This window comes from Burkholderia sp. AU15512, assembly GCF_002223325.1.
GTDB lineage: Bacteria > Pseudomonadota > Gammaproteobacteria > Burkholderiales > Burkholderiaceae > Burkholderia.
On record NZ_NKEX01000008.1, the window covers coordinates 310,950 to 328,940 of the forward strand.

Sequence of the window (17,991 nt, forward strand, 5' to 3'; positions counted from 1 at the left end):
ATTCAATCATGCACTCGCTCATACTCATCGCGGATGACGCACCGGAAATGTCGTCGACGCTCGATACCTGCCTGACTCGCCATGGCTTTCGAACATTCCAGACCCACCCCGCCCAGACCGTGCTGGCTACGCAACTGAACCTGAAGCCGGATCTGGTCATTCTCGACGTCCGTGAACTGCGTGCGGATACCCTGGACATGCTCGCCAGGCTTCGACGGCAAAGCGATGCCCCCATCGTCGTCATTTCGGCGTGTGACCGGGAGGGGGAGCAGCTGCGCGCACTGCACGCCGGCGTCGACGACTACATCGTCAGGCCGTTCGACCCGGACGTGGTCGTCGCGCGATTGCTCACGATTCTTCGGCGCTCCGGCACGCTCGCGCCTGAACGTCGTCTCCGGGTGGGTACGCTCGAAGTCGATACGGAAAGCTATATGGCGTGCGTGAGAACGTCCTCCGGCGAAACGCCGGTCTCCGTGACACTCGTCGAATTCCGCCTGCTGGCTCACATGGCCAGGCTGCCGAATCGTGCATTTACGCGCGTCGAACTGCTCGATGCGTGCATGGCGGACGTCAGCGCATCCACTCGCACCGTCGACAGCCACATGAGCCGGTTACGGAGAAAGCTGATGGCCGCCGGCGCGTCGGGCATCGTGGAAAGCGTGCACGGCATCGGCTATCGACTGCGAAAATCCGGCTGACGGGGGAGGGTGTCGCGCGTGGCGTGACACGGCGGCTCGTCCGTCAGCCGCTTCTTCTTCGAGTGATCCGTGCCCCCGGGTGGGAGAACTCGATCGCCGTTTGGCTCGACCCTCCATCCGAGGTCAGGCAGGCTTCGACACGGCGGGCCGCGATTCACGATCGCGGCCCGCCGCGCGCTTCAGACATCCGGCCGTTACTGCGCGATGACCCCGTCGCGAGAGAAGATCAGCCACTTGTCGCCGGTCGACGGGAGCGCCGCGGTGTACGTCGTCCCGGTCTGGGTACGCAGGCGCTGGAACGTCTTGCCATCATCGGTACTTTGAGCCTGCAGCCCGTCGACCCCTATCGCCAATACCGTGGCGCCTCGGGACGCAAGCGCGGTAATGGAATTCCGGGTGTCGAGCGTCGCGCGCGACCAGGTATGGCCGTTGTCCTCGCTTCGCATCAGCGTGCCGCGCAGCCCGCCGACCAGCAGCACGCCGTCGGGCAGCGCCACGCCGCACCAGAACGACCCCTTGTAACCGGTCTCCACGCTTTCCCACGTGTTGCCCTTGTCCCGGGAAATCAGGAGTTGCCCCTTCTCGGCCGTGGCGAAGATCTCGCCCTTGCCGTTCGAAAACAGGCCGAACAGATTCAGGTCCGACTTCTTGCCGTTCGGGAGCACGGCTTCCTTTTTGGTCCAGGTCTTGCCGCCGTCATCGGTGACGAGGATGAGCGACCAGAGTCCGACGGCCACGCCGTGGTTGGCATCGGTGAAATGCACGCCGAACAGCGGGCGATCCTCGCTCGTCACGAGACGTTGCACCTCCCACGTCTCGCCGCCGTCGGTCGTCTTCAGGATCGCGCCCCAGTGGCCGACTGCCCACCCTGTCCTGGCGTCGATGAAACTGACGGACGTCAGCGTCGAGCTCAGGGGCACGGACTTGGCCTGACGGTACGTCGCACCGCGGTTGTCGGACAGCAGGACGATGCCGTTCGCGCCGACACTCACGACCCGCTGGCCGGCCCAGGCCGCATCCAGCACGGGGGACTGGGTCGCGATGCTGGACTGGACGGCCGGCACGGGCCGGAGTTCCGATGCGGATGCCGCGCCTGGCATGCTGCCCAGCAGCGCGCCAAGGACGACGGCGCCGGCCGACAGGGAGAGAACCTTGCGATACAGGGTCATGGAATCCTCTTCTTCTTCAATGGGCGAGCAGGCCGGGGGCACGGGCGGGCTTGCGCCGCGGGAAGATGCGCTCGAGCCAGACGGCGAACGCGGGCAGAACCGTCATGGCCATGACCATGTTGACGATGAACATGAACGCCAGGAGCTTGCCCATGTCCGCCTGGAACTTGAGCTCGGAGAACGACCAGGTGGCGACGCCGATCGCGAGCGTGATCGCCGTGAAGATGGTGGCCGTCCCGATCTCGAGGATCGACTGTTCGAGCGCCTTGACGATGCCGACGCCGTTGGCGAGATGCAGCTGCAGCCGGTTGTAGATATAGAACGCATAGTCGACGCCGATACCCACCGCCAGCACCATCACGGGCAACGTGGCGACGGTCAGGCCGATCTGCAGCTCCTTCATGAACCAATACCCGACGAAGGTGCCGATCGTCAGCGGCAGGCAGCAGGCGAGCACCGCGCGCAGGTCACGGTACGTGACGAGGACGAGCAGGACGATGGTCGTATAGACATAAAGCATCATCGGCAATTCGCTGCGCTCGATTTCGTCGTTGACCGCGGCCAGCACGCCGGCGTTGCCGGACGCGAGCCGGATCTTCACGCCCGGCAGCTTGTCCGTATCACGGAAATGCTTCGCGGCGTTGATCACCTGGGTGATCGTGGCCGCCTTGTGATCGGCCAGATAGATGTTCGCCGCCGTCATGCTGCAGTCCTTGCGCATCACGCCGGGCGTACGGGCCACCTCGCCGGCCAGCGATGAATAGTTGTCCGGATCGATGGGGATTGCGGACATCTTCGGATTGCCTTCGTTGTATCCCTCGTTGTATTGCCGCAGCAACGACGAGAATGAAACGACCGACAAGACGCCGGGGACGGCACGCATCGACCAGACGAAGCGATCCTGGTAGGCGCCGACCTCCACGTTGTTGCAGGACTGGGGCGGCGCTTCGAAGACGATCGAAATCCAGTCCAGGCCGACGTCGTAGCTCGATGCAATCGAAACCGAATCCAGATTGAACCGGGCGTCGGCACGCAGCTCGGGCGCGCCGGCCTGCAGCGTGCCGACCACGCGGTCCCGGCTTTCCCAGGCCGCCACGGCGAACACCACGACGGCGGCCAGCAGGACGATCGCCGCATTGCGCGGAATGGCGACTTTGGCGAGCACGCGGAGCACGCGGCCACGACGAACGGCGTGCAGTTCCGCATTCTTCGCATAGTTGCCGTCGACCTTGAGCAACGACGCCGCCAGCGGCAGCATCACCAGGTTCGTGACGATCTTGTACGCCACGCCGAGCGAAGCGGTGATCGCGAGCTCGCGCACCATCGGGATCGGAATCAGGATCAGCGTGACGAAGGACACGAACGCGGTCACCAGGGCGAGCGTGCCGGGAATCAGCAGCCCGCTGAAGCTGGACCGGGCGGCTTGCTCCACCGACTTCCCGTGGGAGATCTCGCGCACGATGAAATTGATCTGCTGGACGCCGTGTGAAACGCCGATCGCGAACACCAGGAATGGAACCAGCACGCCCAGCGGGTCGAGCCCGTAGCCGAGCAGATGCAGCGTGCCGAACTGCCAGACGAGCGAGACGAGCGAGCAGGTCAGCGGCAGGATCGTCAGGCGAATGGAGCGACAGTACCAGTAGACGGCCAACGCGGTCAGGAGCAGGGCGATTGCGCAGAACTTCAGGACGGACGACGCACCGTTTGCAATATCGCCGATCTGTTTCGCGAAACCGATGATCTGGATTTCATAGTTCGCATCCTCGAACTTGGCGCGCAATTGCGATTCGAGCGCCTTGTCGAATGCCACATAGTCCACCCGCTCGCCTTTGGCATCCAGCTCGTTGAGATCGGCGGTGACCATGGCGCTGCTCTGGTCGCGCGACACGAGGCTGCCGACGAAACCGCCCTGGGCGGTCGAGCGCGAAATGGCGCCGACCGTGTTGCCGTCGAGCTGATCGGGCGTCACGGTGCCGGGAATGAGCGGGTCGGCCCGGAATCCGTCTTCGGTGATCTCGTTGACGAATGAATTCGGTGTCCAGAGCGATTGAACACTGCTGCGAGATACGTTCGGCAGGAAGGTGACCGCCTGGGTGACTTCATACAGGCGCTTCAACGCAGCCGGCGTCCAGATGCTGCCCTTGCGGGCCTTGACGACGACGATCAGGCGGTTGGCGCCGAGCAGGTCACCGCGATACTCGTTGAACGTCTGCGTGTATTCGTGGCCCAGCGGCAGCTGCTTCTCGAACCCGGCATCCATGCGCAGCTTGACGGCGAAGCAGGCCATGACGACCGTGAACAACACCAGGAGCCCCAGCACGAGACGCCTGTGACCGAACAGCGTATTTTCCAGCGAATGAAGAATTCTTGGCAGCTTGCCGGGTCGGGCTGCGTCGGAAACAGGCGGTTGATTCATATTGACCTCAGAAATTGCGAGATGCGACGATTGCCACGAAGTCCCTGTCACGTAGCGGGTTGGCCAGCGGGTTGGTCGGGCCCATGAAACGGGTGTAGTTCAATCCGACCTGCCAGTTCGCCGGGTTCTGTATGAAGTTCACATACAGGTTCATGGCCGTCACGCCGCGCATGAACTGGGCATTCACGTTCGGCGTATTGCCGAAGAGGCCGTACCGGACGAATATCCCCGGATTGACCTGCCACCCGGGAATGACGGTGCCGTCGTACACCCAGTTGAAATCGACGTCGATCCCGCCGGAGTATTTCGTTCCCTGGGCACTACCCGGCGTGTTGAGTGCGCCGGTCGCGAACAAGTCGTTGAATTCGTTCCCCCACAGAAGCGCGCCAGGCGAAATCGGCGATCCGCCGTAGCTCTTGTGAAGCCCCGGATAAGCGATGATCACCGTCTCGGTCGTCAGCGTGGCGGTCTGGGCGCCGAGCAGCTTCAGGAAGGCGCCCGAATTGCCCGGTTGCAGCGAGTAGAGGGTCGTCAGGTGCCACTGGAAGCGCTTCTCGTCGACCCAACAGTTCCCCCCTTGCGCGACGCATCCACTGGCCGGATTGAGCGGAACGGCATCTCGCGGGCGGTACGAGAGCTCGGTGCCGATCGCCCAGTCGCCCACCGGGAAGTTGGCGCTGACACCGATCATGTGGCGGTCTTCCGGAAACCGGAAGACCGTCCCGCCCGTCGAGCTCAGCGAGACTTGCGGGAACTTGTCGTGGTACGCGATCGTGTAGAAGCCGAGATTCAGGTCCGTTCCCGCCGGCTGGTAGCGAATGGAAAAACCATACTGCCCGCCGTTCTTCGGATGGATGGTCGAGGCGCCGTACGTGTTGTTGCCGGGCCCGACGATCTGGTTCGACCAATAGCTGCCAACCGGCGGCAGGTAATTCTGGTTCCAGTTGCTCTGGAAGTACCCTTCGACGTTCACGCCGTGACCCACGCCGGATGCGACACTCACGATCGGCGCGGGCAGGATGATCTCCTTGACCTGCGCGCCGGGCTGGGACGCGCGATTCACGTCGATCGCATTCGTCGCATTGACCCCGCCGGTTTCCCAGATGCTTTCGCCCCAGCTGACGACCTGGTTACCTACGCGGATGCGCGCGATCTGGTCGCCGACGTTGAACTGCTTGCTGACCCACAGGTCGAGCAGGCGCGGCTTGAAGCGGATGTTCTTCTCGGCATCGGACGGGAGCCCGCCGCTCAGGTTGGGCGAAGGGTTGTAGAACAGGTCCTGTCCGCTGGTCGCGCCTGTCGTGCGGGTGCCGGAGTAGTCGTATTGCCAGGTGCCCCGTGCCATGAACGTGAGCCCTTGCGACGGCATCTTCAGGACCAGCTCGTGGTTGCCCTTGAGATAGCTCGTGAACGGATCGCCCTTGCCGTAGTTGATGTCGCCCTGATCGGAGAGGCCGCTCAATTGACCGAGCCGGCCGCCACCCGTCTGCGCACCGGTGGCCACGTTGTAGGTCGGCGACACGAGATTGCTGCTCGGCGACGCGGTGCGAATGCCGACGCCTGCCGATATCGTCGAATCGAAACTGCCTTCGACGTTGCCGATCGTGAACGTGAAGGCATGCGCGCTGCCGCACCCGACGGCGACAAGCGCCGCGATTGCCGCGCGCACGAACACCACGCTGGAGCGGGGCTGTAATGAGGAGGTGGTAGCCATTTTGTCTCGGCCCCTGTCAACGCTCGCTCAACGCACGGAGATTATCGGCGTTGTAGAAGCTCGGCTTGTAGTGTTGGTCCGCCGACGAGTCGACCGACCACTTCGCGTCCCGTCCGGCCGCGAGCATTGAACCATCCACGAGATACCGGCCGTCGACGAGGTTGTATTGCGCGAATGCGAGCGTGTCGCAGCTCCCCGTTTCGTACACCGGAATGATGTAGCCCTCGCGAACCTTCGAGACGTTGCCCTGCGCGTCGTAGTCCACCGCGCCGAGGTAGCTCCAGCTGTCTTCGTCGACGTAGAAAAGGCGCTTGGGCGCGGTATGGCGCATCCCCTGCTTGACCGTGGCTTCCACGACCCACACGCGATGGAGTTCGTAGCGACGCTTCGCCGGGTTCACGAAGTCCGGGCCGTACGCATCGTCAAATTTGTCCGAGAAGTCGTACATGCCCAGGTCGTTATAGGTAACGATCATTTCCTTCTTGCCGAGCAGCTTCCAGGAGAAGCGGTCCGTCTGTCCGGAGAAGACCAGCGCTTCATCGATGTTGTACTGGTTGTCGAAGCCGATCTGCGGCGCATCGTACGCATACGACGGCATGCGACGGGTCCGGCGCTGCCCCGGGAAGTAGTAGAAGACTTCGGTCGGCTTGTCGGCATAGTTCGTGAAGATCGCGGCCTGGCCGGCAATGGCCGCCGGGGACTTGTACGCGTAGTAGGCGTTGCCTTCGATCTGATTGACCTTCGCGAACGTCGTGCCGGCCTTGTCGCCCCACGGCTGGTAAATCCATGCGTCGGACACGTTCTTGATCCAGTCGGACGCGCCCTTGCGCGGCGAGACGACGGTGATGATGTCGCGCATCTCGACGCCGGCGCCGCGGTAGTGCAGCTTCGCGTTCCACATCACTTCCGCGCCGGTCTTGGGCGCAGGGAACGGGTAGCCGGGCAGGTGGGCATCGGCGAGTTCCGATCCGTCAGCCGACATCTTGGCGAAGCCCGCGTTGTTCTTCGTGTTCTCCGCGACGAAATCGGGGACGCCGCACGTGCGCCGGGACGGATAGACCGGCATCGTGAAGCCCTTCAGGTTCTTCAGCAGTGCAATCTGGCCCGGGTTGAGCTTGTCCGCGTACTTGTCGACATTGCTGGCGTCGATCGTGTACAGCGGCTTGTCGGACTTGTATTTGAAGAAATCCGCGCGGCGCTTGCCGTAACTCCAGCCTGCCCCGACGTTGCCCACGGGGGTCCAGGCGGGAATGCCGCTCGCGGTGCCGGCGATTTCGGCGCCCGACGGCGTATGTGAGGCATCCGTCCCTTCCGCAAGCGCACCGGTCAAAGACATCGCGACGGCGGAAGCGATGACGGACAATTTCGCTGCCGATCGGATGAGCGAAGCGGATTTCTTGAAAGCATGAGTCTTGACCACGGCTATCTCCTTGACCTTGACCAGGTAACGTGCGCCCGCCAAAGGGTTGTGCATAGGTGAAAACGGATGAAAGGTCCGATAGTCCTGCCCGTTTATTAGCTATGCGAAATGAATTGGGGTGTGCTTGTACTTTGTTTTGCTGAATCACCGAACTCCAGGTCATCGCTATGACGTAGAAGTTCGTATTGTCCGGCGCCTGGGCGTCGCGCCGGACGGTTTGTCAATGCATGCAGCTATTGGGCGCCCGCCAGGGCCGGATACGGCTTGTTCGGCCGGACCGGCTTCGTACGCGCCACTGTCGAACGGCTTCTGGTTTCCGGCTTATGCCGGGACCGACGAGAAGTACTCAGCCCGTTGCGCGTGCCATCCTGCCCAGCGCTTCTCCCAGTAGAGGTTGTGAATCTTCTCGGAGATCGGGCCGGGGCCGTTGTGGTTGCCAAGCGGTTGATCGTCGACGGCGCTGACGGGCATGATCCCGCCTGCCGACGACGACGTGAATGCTTCGTCGGCCTCGCGCAGCTGGGTCGCGGTGTACGTGCCGATGTTCACCTTGATGCCGAGCTCGGCGGCGATATCGAACACGCTCTGGCGCGTGATGCCCAGCAGGCAGCCTTCGGCGGGGGTGTAGAGCTCCCCGTTCTTGGCGAAAAACACGTTCGCACCGGCTGCCTCGGTGAGGTTGTCGTGTTCGTCGACGAGCACCGCCCAGTCCTTCTCCTGCGTCATGGCTTCGAAGAGCGCGAGCTTCATGTCCATCCAGTGGAAGTTCTTCGCCGTGGGGTCGACCGCCTTCGCGGAAATGCGGTTGTACCGCTTGCTGATCAGCAGGTTCGAGCCGCGCGTGCGGACCTCGTCGTCGGCCTGGAAGAAGAACGGCACGGCGAAGGCGAACATCGCGTTCTTCATCGCGCTGCGGTCGCGGCGGTCGACGCTCAGCGGGCCACGGGTGACGCACCACCAGACGTACGCGTCCTTCAGGCCGGCATTGCGCACGAGCGTGTGGAGAATTTCCCGGACCTGGTCGCGATTGAACGGATTCTCGAGGAAGAACTTCGCCGACGACTCTTCCATGCGCGCGAGGTGATCGTCGAGCCGGAAGAAGTTGCCCCGCGAGACGGTGACGACATCGTAGGCCGCGTCGGCGTGCAGGAACCCTGCGTCGACGAGCGGGACGGTCGCTTCGGTGATGGGAACGTACTTGCCGTCACAGAAGGCGCTGCCATCTTCATAGCGGGGTTCATGCGGAGCGCGAGCATGCAGCGGATTCTCGTGCATGATCTGCTGGACTTGAATGATTGCCATGGTAATTACCTTTCGCTCCCGAGGGAGAGTTGTCGTTCGATGTTGACGTCAAAAGCGACCGGATCGCGGTGCGCTTCCTTGCGGATTGCTTGCTTCCAGGCTATCCGCCGTGAAGTCTGCCATATGACTTGATCAAGTGACCGTGTAGTGGAAAGTATTGCTCGAAAAATTCCTTGTCGATGAAGGTTAACCCTCTGTGATGCCTGCCTCGATACGCGAGCGGCGAGCAGACTCGTGCTTGCCGGCCGGTGATCGTCGAACGTCCGTGCCGGTAGCCAAACCGATTCACCTGAGATAAGAGACTTCGGCGTGTTGCGCGCTTCGCCGGAAGCCGCCTCGTGGTTTCGTCTCCATCATCATCCGGTCACACGCGCTGCAGATCTTTTGCAGCAGCATGACGGTTCGTTCCATGAAGCGTCTTACTTTGGCTTGCCGGTGGCAATACTGATTATTACCGAGTCATGTGACTTGGCCAAATGATCAAAAAAGACGTTAGTATGGATCTTCCCGGGCGATCCAGAAGGCTGAAGACTCGCCCTCGATACCAAAATGACATGGAGCGAGCAGATGCCGATTTTCGAAGCAGACCATCTCCGCAAGGCGTTCATAGGCGGCCGTTGGGTGGGGCCGGTGAACGGTGGCGTGGAGCACGACATCATCAACCCGGCGACGGGCGAAGTCTCCGGTGTGTTGCTGTTCTCGGACGAAGCCGATGTGAACCTGGCCGCGCAGGCGGCGCGCGACGCGTTCGCGGCATTCTCGAACACACCGCTCGTCGAGCGGCTCGCGATGCTCGAGCGCGTGATCGCTGCCTACACCGAGCGGTTGCAGGATATGGCGGACGCCATCACGCTCGAGATGGGCGCGCCGATGGACGCCATTTCTCGCCCCCTTCAGGCGGCACTGGGGCTCTGGCACCTTCATACGACGCTGGAAGTGGCGAAGCAGTATCCGTTCGAACGCACCCAGGGCACGTCGCGGATCGTGAAGGAGCCGGTGGGGGTGTGCGGGTTGATCACGCCGTGGAACTGGCCCATGAACCAGGTCATGTGCAAGGTGGCGCCGGCGCTGGTGGCGGGTTGCACGATCGTGTTGAAGCCCAGTCAGAATGCGCCATACTCGGCGATTGTTCTCGCCGAGATCCTCGAGAAGGCCGGCGTTCCTCCCGGCGTATTCAATCTCGTGCAGGGCTCCGGGCAGCGCCTGGGCCGGGCCATTGCGTCCAGCCCGCTCTTCGACATGGTGTCGCTGACCGGTTCGACGAGCGCCGGCGTGGAGGTCGCACAGGCCGCGGCGACGACGATCAAGCGAGTGACGCTGGAGCTGGGCGGAAAGTCAGCGAACATCATTCTGGATAGCGAAAACTTTCAGCAGGGTGTCACGCATGGCGTGCTCCAGATGATGGCCAACTCCGGCCAGACGTGCACCGCGCCCTCGCGCATGCTGGTGCCGGCGCATCGGCTCGAGGAGGCAGAGCAGATTGCGGTCGCGGCGTGCGCGCAGGTCGTCGTCGGTGATCCGCGCGATCCCGGTACGACCATGGGGCCGATGGCAAACCAGCGCCAGCATCGCAAGGTGCAGGAGATGATTCAGACGGGCATCGACGAGGGCGCGGTGCTCCTGTCGGGCGGGCTCGGCAATCCCTCCGGGCTCGAACGAGGCTACTACGTCAAGCCGACGGTCTTCAGCCGCGTGAACAATCGCATGACGATTGCAACCGAGGAGATTTTCGGCCCCGTCCTGGTGATCATCCCGTATCAGGACGAATCGGACGCGGTCGCCATTGCCAACGACTCGCCGTACGGATTGTCCGGCTACGTCTACGGCGACACGATCGAACAGGCGGAGCGCGTCGCGAGACAGTTGCGGACCGGGATGGTGCATTTGAACGGCGCGCCCGTCGACATCGCGGCGCCGTTCGGTGGGTACAAGCAGTCCGGCAACGGACGAGAGTGGGGCTACGCCGGTATCGAGGAGTTCCTGGAGACGAAGTCGATGTTCGGCGCGGCGCCGGGCGCCGTCAGCTAGCGGGAAGCGACGATGGGCGTCCGGCGGTCTGCGGACGTCCGTCTACGGAAAGGCGGCAGGATCGAGGCCGGTCTCGAGGCATCGTGCGGATGGGCAGTGTCGGGTTGCCGGCGATGGTGCAATGACACGCCGCGTCGGCGCTCAGGCCTGCACCGTCGAGCTCGAGAGAGAGGTGGCAAACGCCTCCAACGCTGAACTTACACTATCCAGGTTCGCCTTGAGCTCGCGGATATTCGTGTCGCCTTGCCAACTGTTCAGCAATCCATCGATCAGGATGATGCTCATTCTGGCGACGGATTCAATCGCGTCAGGGTTGACTTGTGGCGCGCACTTGCCGAGGTAAGCGATCGTTCGCTCGATGGTCTCGACATAAGTTTTCAACGCGAAATCGGGGCGATGACGCTCTGCCCACTGGATCAGTTCAGACTGTGCCCGGGCGTACGACGGATGCTGCACGAGCCAATCGACATTCTTGCGCAGCTGCCATCCGGCGAGTTCGCCGAAAGAATGAAATTCCCTGTCGGCGAGAGCATTCGCCGCGAGCAGGTCGAACAGGGATTCGTACACCGCGTCGAACAGATCGTCTTTGGTATGGAATACATAATGCAGCGATGCCAGCGGGCAACTCGCGGCTTCGGCGATTCGCCGCGTGGTGGCTCCAGCGACGCCGTGCGCGGCGATCACTTCAACGGCAGCGTCAACGAAATCTTGTCGCCGCAACGCAGCGCGAACTCTTGTCATTGGTAAACTCCGGTACCCGAAAATCCTCTTCCGTTCACGTCATACACAGGTGTAGTGTTTATCCGTGATACATGGTCAAGTGACCATAACGCTCGTGAATTATGTCGGCTTCTTGAAAGTTTGTCCATGAATGGGCCGGGCCGCGGATGCCATGAATATTCAGTTCGCTTTTTTGCGCTGATTCTGGAAGTTTTGATCGCATGACTTGATCATTTGATCGGTCAACGTTAAGCAGACAAAGAGACGCTGTCGATGGAGGTAAACCCGTGAGCGCAAGAACTGCGACGTAAGTCCGAGGGCTGCCTGCCAGGAGCGTCGGGTTTCGATGCGAATGGAAACGGGGTGCTTGGCTGCAGCCGGTGTGGATTCTCGGTGAAGCCCGTTACGTCGCGTCGAACGTGCGGGGTCGAACGCGAACAAGGGCTCCTGAAAGCACCTTCGAGCAGAGCGTGCGCGCAGGGCGGCGCATGGGTGAAATTGCAACGTCATGCGCCGCGAGCCGTGCGGTCATTTGAAGCGGCGACGCTGCCGCTGTGAGGGCACCGGGGGGGAGCCGGTGCCTCCGCGTAGGTGGCAGCGGTTCAGTGCTTCCGTACCGACTTGCGAGGGGTCTTGGCGGCAGGGCGCGCGTCCGACAGTGTCGCCGCGTAGGCGGCCAGCATCTTGCAGGCGTGGTCGACATCGGTTGCCAGACGCTTCGAATCTTCCTGGGCAAACCACGAGAAGAGCAGGCCGTCGACCAGGACGATGGTCAGCCGCGCAATGGCGTCCAGCACCTTGGCATCTGCACGGGGCTCGGCGGTGGTCAGATTGCTGCGGGCACCTTCCTGGGAGATGCGAAGCGCGTTAACGGCCATGTCGGGCTGATGCCTGAGCGCCCACGTATACAACTCCGACTGGGTCTTCGCGTATGTCGGGTTGGCTTCGAACCAGGTCATCACGGAGCGCAGGTTGAACTCCGCCAGGTCCGACAGGGTGCCGTGCTCCGGAGGCTCGGGGCTATCCGAGCGGATCAAGTCGATCAGGGACTCGTAGACGGCGAACAGCAGCTCGTCCTTTGAGTGAAACACGTAGTGCAGGGACGCCAGTGGGCATCCTGCAGCCTCGGCGATGCGACGGGTCGTGGCACCCTTCACACCGTGCTCTGCAATCACCGCGACAGTCGCCGCGACGAGGTCCTGGCGGCGGACTTCAGCCCGTACTCGCTGCATAGGCCAGCGCTCCGTTTTATGTCTTCGTCCAAAGGCGCTACCCGTGCAGGGTAGTCGAATCCTCGGATATTAGCATGACGATGGGCGGCATTTCGCTAGCAACACAAGGCATTGTCCCCCACGGATATTGCGCCGCCGTGGCGTCGTGAGACGTGCCGTTCGCAGGTACGTGCCGGGCATGGTGATGGCGTCGATGCGCCGCGGCGCAGGACGAACCTCGCGGCAGCAATGCGACTCGGCGGCAGGCTCCCTGAACCAGAAGACGGACTCGCCATCGTGGATCGGCCCGGCGCATCAAGCGGTGCTCCGCTCGTCGAGCGGTGCTTGCGTTCCTGCTTCGATGAGGCCGTCGCAGAGCAGCGCAGGTACGGTGACTCTCACACGTGCACGGTAAAGCAGCCGTGCGGATCGTGGAATGGGCGCCACTGCGTTGGCTCGTGCGGCGCCTTCATGACGAGGCTAATGGAAACTCCGTATTCCCAATGTCCTGTCGAAGCATAAGACTCGTGCCTGTAGATTCGTGGTCATTTGATCAAGTCAACCGTCTGCACCGCGATCGTGACGCTGAGCCTCATCTGGTGCGGCGAATTCCCCGCGCCGGGGCATGCGCATCACCACCGTGCGCGTTAGCCGCCCTTCACGAAGGGCGAACACCCGGATCCGATTGGCATACGGCTTGCTTGATAGTCATATGACCAAGTCTAATGATTCGTGCGGTTGACTTGAACGAAGGATGTTTCTCGGTAGTGTGGTCAACGACAACGATAGGGAATACGAATGAGCCATGTGATTGCCGTCTTGGGCCTGGGGGTGATGGGGTCCGCCATTGCCGCCACCCTGATTGACGATGGTGCGGAAGTCGTCGTCTGGAACAGGAAGGCTGAAAAGGCGCAGCGTCTGCGCGAACTGGGCGCCCGGGTTGCCGAGCGTGCCACGACCGCCTTTGATGAGGCGGACGTCATCGTCGTCGTGACGGCAACACCGGTTGACCTCGCGGCGGACTTCGAGGCGCTGGGCGAGCGCCTGAAAGGGAAAACGGTGGTCAATCTGGCCACGGGTCGCCCGTCCGAGGTCCAGAAGCTGGATCAAATCGTGCGTGGCGCCGGCGCAAACTTCATCAGTGGAACGATCCAGTGCTTCCCGCCGGATATCGGCCGCGAGAACGCCGTCATCCTTTTTGGGGGCGACGAGAAGATCTGGCGCGAAGTGGAGCCTCTGCTCCGGAAGATTGCTCCGCAATCCACCTACGTCGGTGCACGACCCGACGTGCCGAACGTGCTCGATGCCGGGTTGACGGGCACGTTCGTTTTTGGTGCCGGCGCAGCCTTCCTGGAAGGTCTCAGATTCGTGGTGAACTCGGGCATTTCGATCGACGAGATTCGCGACCTGATCCCAAACTATCTCGCCGGTCAGACTCGCTTCATCGAAGGCCTGTTCGAGTCCGTGGCGGCTTCCGACTATCAACCGCGCGGAGCGGACCTCGACATCTACGCACGAGCGACCGAACTGTTTCAGCAGGCGCAGGAAGATATCGGGCAGCCGCCGCGAATCCTGAAGGCGCTACGCGAGCGAATCCTGTCATCCATTGCAGAAGGCAGTGGTGACCGAGGATACGCCGCGCTTTTTAATCATTGACAATTTGTTGGAGGAATCATCATGTCGTTGCAGCGCCTTTCAAGTGGTAGCACTCCTGAGGATCTTGCCAATGCAGTCAGGCAGGATGGTGGAGCGATCGTCAAGAACTTTCTCGATTCCGATTTGCTTGCGCGAATCCAGCGTACGCTCTTCGACACGCTCGAGTCGGCTCCGAACGGAGTAGACGATTACTTCGCCGGTACCCAGACGCGTCGCGTCTCGCGCCTCTTCGCGCGTACCGACTGGATGGCCGAGGTTGCGTTGCATCCGCTCTATCTGGGTGCGGCGCGCAGCATCCTGCAGACGCCGATCAAGATCTGGAGCGGCGAAAACCAGGTCGATGTCGCGCCCGATATCCAGGTGGGGGTGACGCAAGCCATCCAGATTCTGCCGGGGCAGGGCCTTCAGCCGTTGCATCGTGACGATTCCGTATGGCTCTGGCGGCACCCGAACTATGGGCGCGAGGCCCGGTTCCAGGTGATGGTGGCCGTATCGGACTTTACGGCGGAAAACGGCGCCACGCTCGTCATCCCGGGCAGCCACAAGTGGGACGACGAGCGCATGCCCACGCAGGAGGAAGCCATTCCCGCGACCATGTCGGCCGGCGATGCGCTGTTCTTCATCGGCTCCACGTATCACGGCGGCGGCAAGAACACCAGCGATGCGCCGCGCACCGGCCTGACGATGTCGTATGACCTGGCGATCCTCCGGCAGGAAGAAAACCAGTACCTCACGCTGCCGATCGAACGCGTGAAGCGCTATCCGGAAGAGCTGCAGCGCCTGCTCGGCTGGACGTACGGCACGACTTTCGCCGGCTTCGTCGAGCGTAACGGTCAAATGTCGGATCCGAACGACCTGTTGAAGATGAAGGATTTCCTCGAGGTCGGGCATTTCGATTAACGCACGGGTTGGGTGATGGAATCCTGGCCCGGTTTTCACGCGGAAATCGGGCGATTCCATCATCTGGAGGCATCGTGGCCGCTCGACGGGATGCCTGGATCGGTGCAGCGCGAGCGATTCTGATATTGCGATTTTTCGGTTGGATGCAGCAGTCTTCGAAACAGTGCCAGTATGAATGCGAGCAAGAGGGCGATTCGATGCCTCGTCGCGATCTCGTATTCGTGCAAACGACAAGGAGTCGATCGTGAGTGTCGAAATCAAGGGAATCCGAAAAATCGCGCTGCTTTATACAGGGGCCGTGGTCTGGACTCCAACCTATCTGCTCCCATTCAGCATCGAAGAATCGATGGCCCGGTTCGGGCTGTCCGAAAGCACCGCTGGCTGGCTCGCGTCCGCGGTGCTGCTCTGTCTTTCGCTTTCCATCATCTTTTTCGGTCGTCACACGGCGACGTTGAACAAGAGAACGGGTGCGCTCGCTGCGGCAGCGCTTGCCGTTCTGTCGACGTGTGCGATGTTTTCACATAATTTCTATGTATTCGTCGCCGCGAAGCTGGTTCTCGGCGCCGCGTTGGGCGTCAGCTGCGTGTGCGCGTATGGGGTGATTGCACACGTCAAGCACCCGGAGAAGGTCGCGGCGCAAGTCGCCGTTGCGATGGCCATCATATTTTCCTGTGCGATGTACGTCGTACCGATCCTGAATGTGAAGATGGGTCATATCGGGGTGGATGCCGTCCAGCTCGCCGTGGTCGTGGCGGCGCTGTTTTTCGGCGCGTTCATGCATCCTGCCGTCAACGCAAGCGAGGAAGCGGTCGGGAAGGACGCCATCAAATCCAGTGACGTCCGAGGGATCCTGATCAGCGCATTCTTCATCTACGTCTCGCAGACGGCCCTCATGGGATTTGCCGCTGAGGTCGCTGCGACCCGGGGCGTCGAAGCGGAGCAACTCGGCATGCTGTTCATGCTCAATGCGGCCCTCCAGTTGCCGGTGGGGGTGGCGGTCAACTGGCTGGGCGATCGCTTTGGTCTGTTCAAGCCGATCGCACTTGGACTCGCGCTGTTGATCGCATGCAGCCTGGGCATGTATTGCGTGGGCGGCAAGTGGGCGTTTCTCGTGTCGACGGCGCTCGTCAGTGCCGGCGCCACGCTGGTGGCGCCTTATATGGTGGGGGCACTTTCGCAAATGGATGCCAGCGGAAGAAGCACTGCGACCTGTGCGTCGGCAATCAATCTTGGCCTGACGGTGGGCCCGGCGATTGCCGGCACGGTGTTCAGCGTGGCCGGTTTGCGCGCGGTCGGCTGGCTCTCCGTCGGGTTGCTGGTGGTGCCGATCTTTCTGACCAGCGTGGCGATCCGGCAGTTCAAGGCAAAACATGCCGAAGCCGCGGTCGCCTGACGTGCGCGGCGAAGCGATCAACCGAGCGCGGCCGCACTGACCGCACCGGTACCTGGGCGGCGTCACCGTGCCTGACATGCCGGTGCGACGCAGACATCTCTCGAAAGCGCCGTCTCGCGTCGACAGGCAGCGCAAAAAACTGCCGTGAACGTGGACGACGAACGTGGCGGCAGACAAACATCTCGACGATCACGGAATTTTTTCATGGAACTCAAATTCTATCTTTATTGCCTGGCTGATCTCGCGTTGATCGTGACTTCGTTCATTTGTGGCGTGAAGTACTTCCGGAAGCGCAACGGCCTTCTTGGATTCGAGTCGCTGGTCGTGACGTTCTCGGCGACGAATTTAATGATCAATGCCTTGACCGACAAGGCGATTTTTTTCAGTATCTCGCTTTTCTGCGACGCGTTTTCAAGAGGCTTCGGCGTGCCGATCATCATCGTTGCGGGGATGATGTCGGTTACGCATCGATATAAGCCATCGATTGTCGGCGACGTGTTGTATGCGGTGGGTGCGCTGGTGGGGACGGTTATTTTGTGGACCGCGGATTTCATGGTTGGACCCAAGCCGTATTTCTATCTGGTGATGTGGTCGTTGTTCTCGCTTTACCTCATTTACGTTGTCAAGAAACTGGCGAATGCCGGAGAGTATCGTAATGCTGCGAGTGTGATCCTGACACTCGTATCCACGCAGATCATTGCGAGCATCTACGACTTCTTCCATATCCCCGGCGACAGCGATCATATGATTTTCTACATATTTGCATTGCTTTCGTGGTCCTATATGTCAGTTTCGTTGTATTACGCCTATTGTGCGCTGGAACGGGTGCAGGAAAAGGAAGGGAATCTGATTCGAGGTTATACCCTTGGCCGCCTGGAGCGAAAGCCGCAGTAATTGTCGCGTTCCTTCGGGAATGTATTTGAATCTTCATTCGAGAGATCGGATATGGCTACCTTGATCGTGAGTTATCCCGCTGTAGAGGGTATGGAATTTGATCGCGAGTACTATCTTGCCACCCACACCGCGCTCGTACGGGCGGCGTGGGGCGAATGTGGCCTCCAGTCGGTGGAGGTTCTGTTTCCGGCTCCTGGCCTACAACCTTTTGCCTGCGTCACGCTGCTGCGTTTCAGCGATCAGGCTGGAATCGACGCCGCGCTGGCTTCGGCCAGAACAGCCGAGGTGGTCGGCGATGTGCGGAACTTCACCAACGTCCAACCGGCGATCTTCCGCGCCGGCGACTGACCGAGTCGTCGACGACCGAACCTGATTGACGAGGGCAAGAAGGTCTGGGACAAAGTGTCCGCGTGAACCCATGCACTCGGGCCTTGACGACGAAGAAAAGACCTTCGAAGCAGAATGCCGGC

General features: G+C 61.5%; 14 protein-coding genes. 7 read left to right on the plus strand and 7 right to left on the minus strand.

The genetic code is table 11. The features are described from left to right. Nucleotides 1–8 precede the first annotated feature (8 nt). Nucleotides 9–698, plus strand: a complete 690-nt coding sequence (locus CFB43_RS33710; protein ID WP_089498458.1) for a response regulator transcription factor — start codon at nucleotides 9–11, stop codon at nucleotides 696–698. A gap of 194 nt (nucleotides 699–892) precedes the next feature. Here the strand turns inward: CFB43_RS33710 and CFB43_RS33715 are convergent, their stop codons facing one another. The 5 genes from CFB43_RS33715 to CFB43_RS33735 all read right to left on the minus strand — a co-directional run bounded on the left by CFB43_RS33715 (nucleotide 893) and on the right by CFB43_RS33735 (nucleotide 8,719). Then, nucleotides 893–1,867, minus strand: a complete 975-nt coding sequence (locus CFB43_RS33715) for a WD40/YVTN/BNR-like repeat-containing protein (RefSeq protein WP_089498459.1) — start codon at nucleotides 1,865–1,867, stop codon at nucleotides 893–895. A 16-nt stretch (nucleotides 1,868–1,883) separates the two neighbouring features. Then, the gene (locus CFB43_RS33720) at nucleotides 1,884–4,283 is read right to left on the minus strand and encodes an efflux RND transporter permease subunit (protein ID WP_089498460.1); all 2,400 of its coding nucleotides are present in this window, start codon (nucleotides 4,281–4,283) and stop codon (nucleotides 1,884–1,886) included. A gap of 7 nt (nucleotides 4,284–4,290) precedes the next feature. Then, on the minus strand, nucleotides 4,291–5,997 hold the full coding sequence (locus CFB43_RS33725; RefSeq protein WP_089498461.1) for a DUF1302 domain-containing protein: 1,707 nt from the start codon (nucleotides 5,995–5,997) through the stop codon (nucleotides 4,291–4,293). A 16-nt stretch (nucleotides 5,998–6,013) separates the two neighbouring features. After that, nucleotides 6,014–7,333 carry a DUF1329 domain-containing protein gene (locus CFB43_RS33730; RefSeq protein WP_089499045.1) on the minus strand — a complete coding sequence of 440 codons (1,320 nt, stop codon included), beginning with the start codon at nucleotides 7,331–7,333 and terminating at the stop codon, nucleotides 6,014–6,016. A 405-nt stretch (nucleotides 7,334–7,738) separates the two neighbouring features. Continuing rightward, nucleotides 7,739–8,719, minus strand: coding sequence for an aminotransferase class IV (locus CFB43_RS33735; RefSeq protein WP_089498462.1), 981 nt, complete (start codon nucleotides 8,717–8,719; stop codon nucleotides 7,739–7,741). A 567-nt stretch (nucleotides 8,720–9,286) separates the two neighbouring features. Here CFB43_RS33735 and CFB43_RS33740 point away from each other — a divergent pair. After that, nucleotides 9,287–10,747 carry an aldehyde dehydrogenase family protein gene (locus CFB43_RS33740; protein ID WP_089498463.1) on the plus strand — a complete coding sequence of 487 codons (1,461 nt, stop codon included), beginning with the start codon at nucleotides 9,287–9,289 and terminating at the stop codon, nucleotides 10,745–10,747. 141 nt (nucleotides 10,748–10,888) lie between these two features. On the opposite strand, the gene CFB43_RS33745 is transcribed toward CFB43_RS33740, so the two are convergent. Together CFB43_RS33745 and CFB43_RS33750 are read right to left on the minus strand one after the other, a co-directional pair. Beyond that, nucleotides 10,889–11,488: a TetR/AcrR family transcriptional regulator gene (locus CFB43_RS33745; RefSeq protein WP_089498464.1), complete on the minus strand. Its 600-nt coding sequence runs from the start codon at nucleotides 11,486–11,488 to the stop codon at nucleotides 10,889–10,891. Between the two features lie 581 nt (nucleotides 11,489–12,069). Further along, entirely contained in the window at nucleotides 12,070–12,699 is a 630-nt protein-coding gene (locus tag CFB43_RS33750; protein WP_089498465.1) for a TetR/AcrR family transcriptional regulator, read from the minus strand. A 777-nt stretch (nucleotides 12,700–13,476) separates the two neighbouring features. On the opposite strand from CFB43_RS33750, the gene CFB43_RS33755 reads away from it, so the two are divergent. The 5 genes from CFB43_RS33755 (at nucleotide 13,477) to CFB43_RS33775 (ending at nucleotide 17,869) form a co-directional block, all read left to right on the plus strand. Then, complete coding sequence (locus CFB43_RS33755) at nucleotides 13,477–14,334, plus strand: NAD(P)-dependent oxidoreductase (RefSeq protein WP_256990176.1); 858 nt, start codon at nucleotides 13,477–13,479, stop codon at nucleotides 14,332–14,334. Between the two features lie 21 nt (nucleotides 14,335–14,355). After that, on the plus strand, nucleotides 14,356–15,234 hold the full coding sequence (locus tag CFB43_RS33760; protein ID WP_089429440.1) for a phytanoyl-CoA dioxygenase family protein: 879 nt from the start codon (nucleotides 14,356–14,358) through the stop codon (nucleotides 15,232–15,234). Nucleotides 15,235–15,478: 244 nt separating this feature from the next. Beyond that, nucleotides 15,479–16,627, plus strand: a complete 1,149-nt coding sequence (locus CFB43_RS33765; RefSeq protein WP_256990177.1) for an MFS transporter — start codon at nucleotides 15,479–15,481, stop codon at nucleotides 16,625–16,627. Nucleotides 16,628–16,831: 204 nt separating this feature from the next. Next, a complete protein-coding gene (locus CFB43_RS33770; RefSeq protein ID WP_089498468.1) occupies nucleotides 16,832–17,521 on the plus strand; it encodes a hypothetical protein in 690 nt (229 codons plus the stop codon). A 51-nt stretch (nucleotides 17,522–17,572) separates the two neighbouring features. Continuing rightward, on the plus strand, nucleotides 17,573–17,869 hold the full coding sequence (locus tag CFB43_RS33775; protein WP_089498469.1) for an EthD family reductase: 297 nt from the start codon (nucleotides 17,573–17,575) through the stop codon (nucleotides 17,867–17,869). The last annotated feature ends 122 nt before the right edge of the window (nucleotides 17,870–17,991 follow it).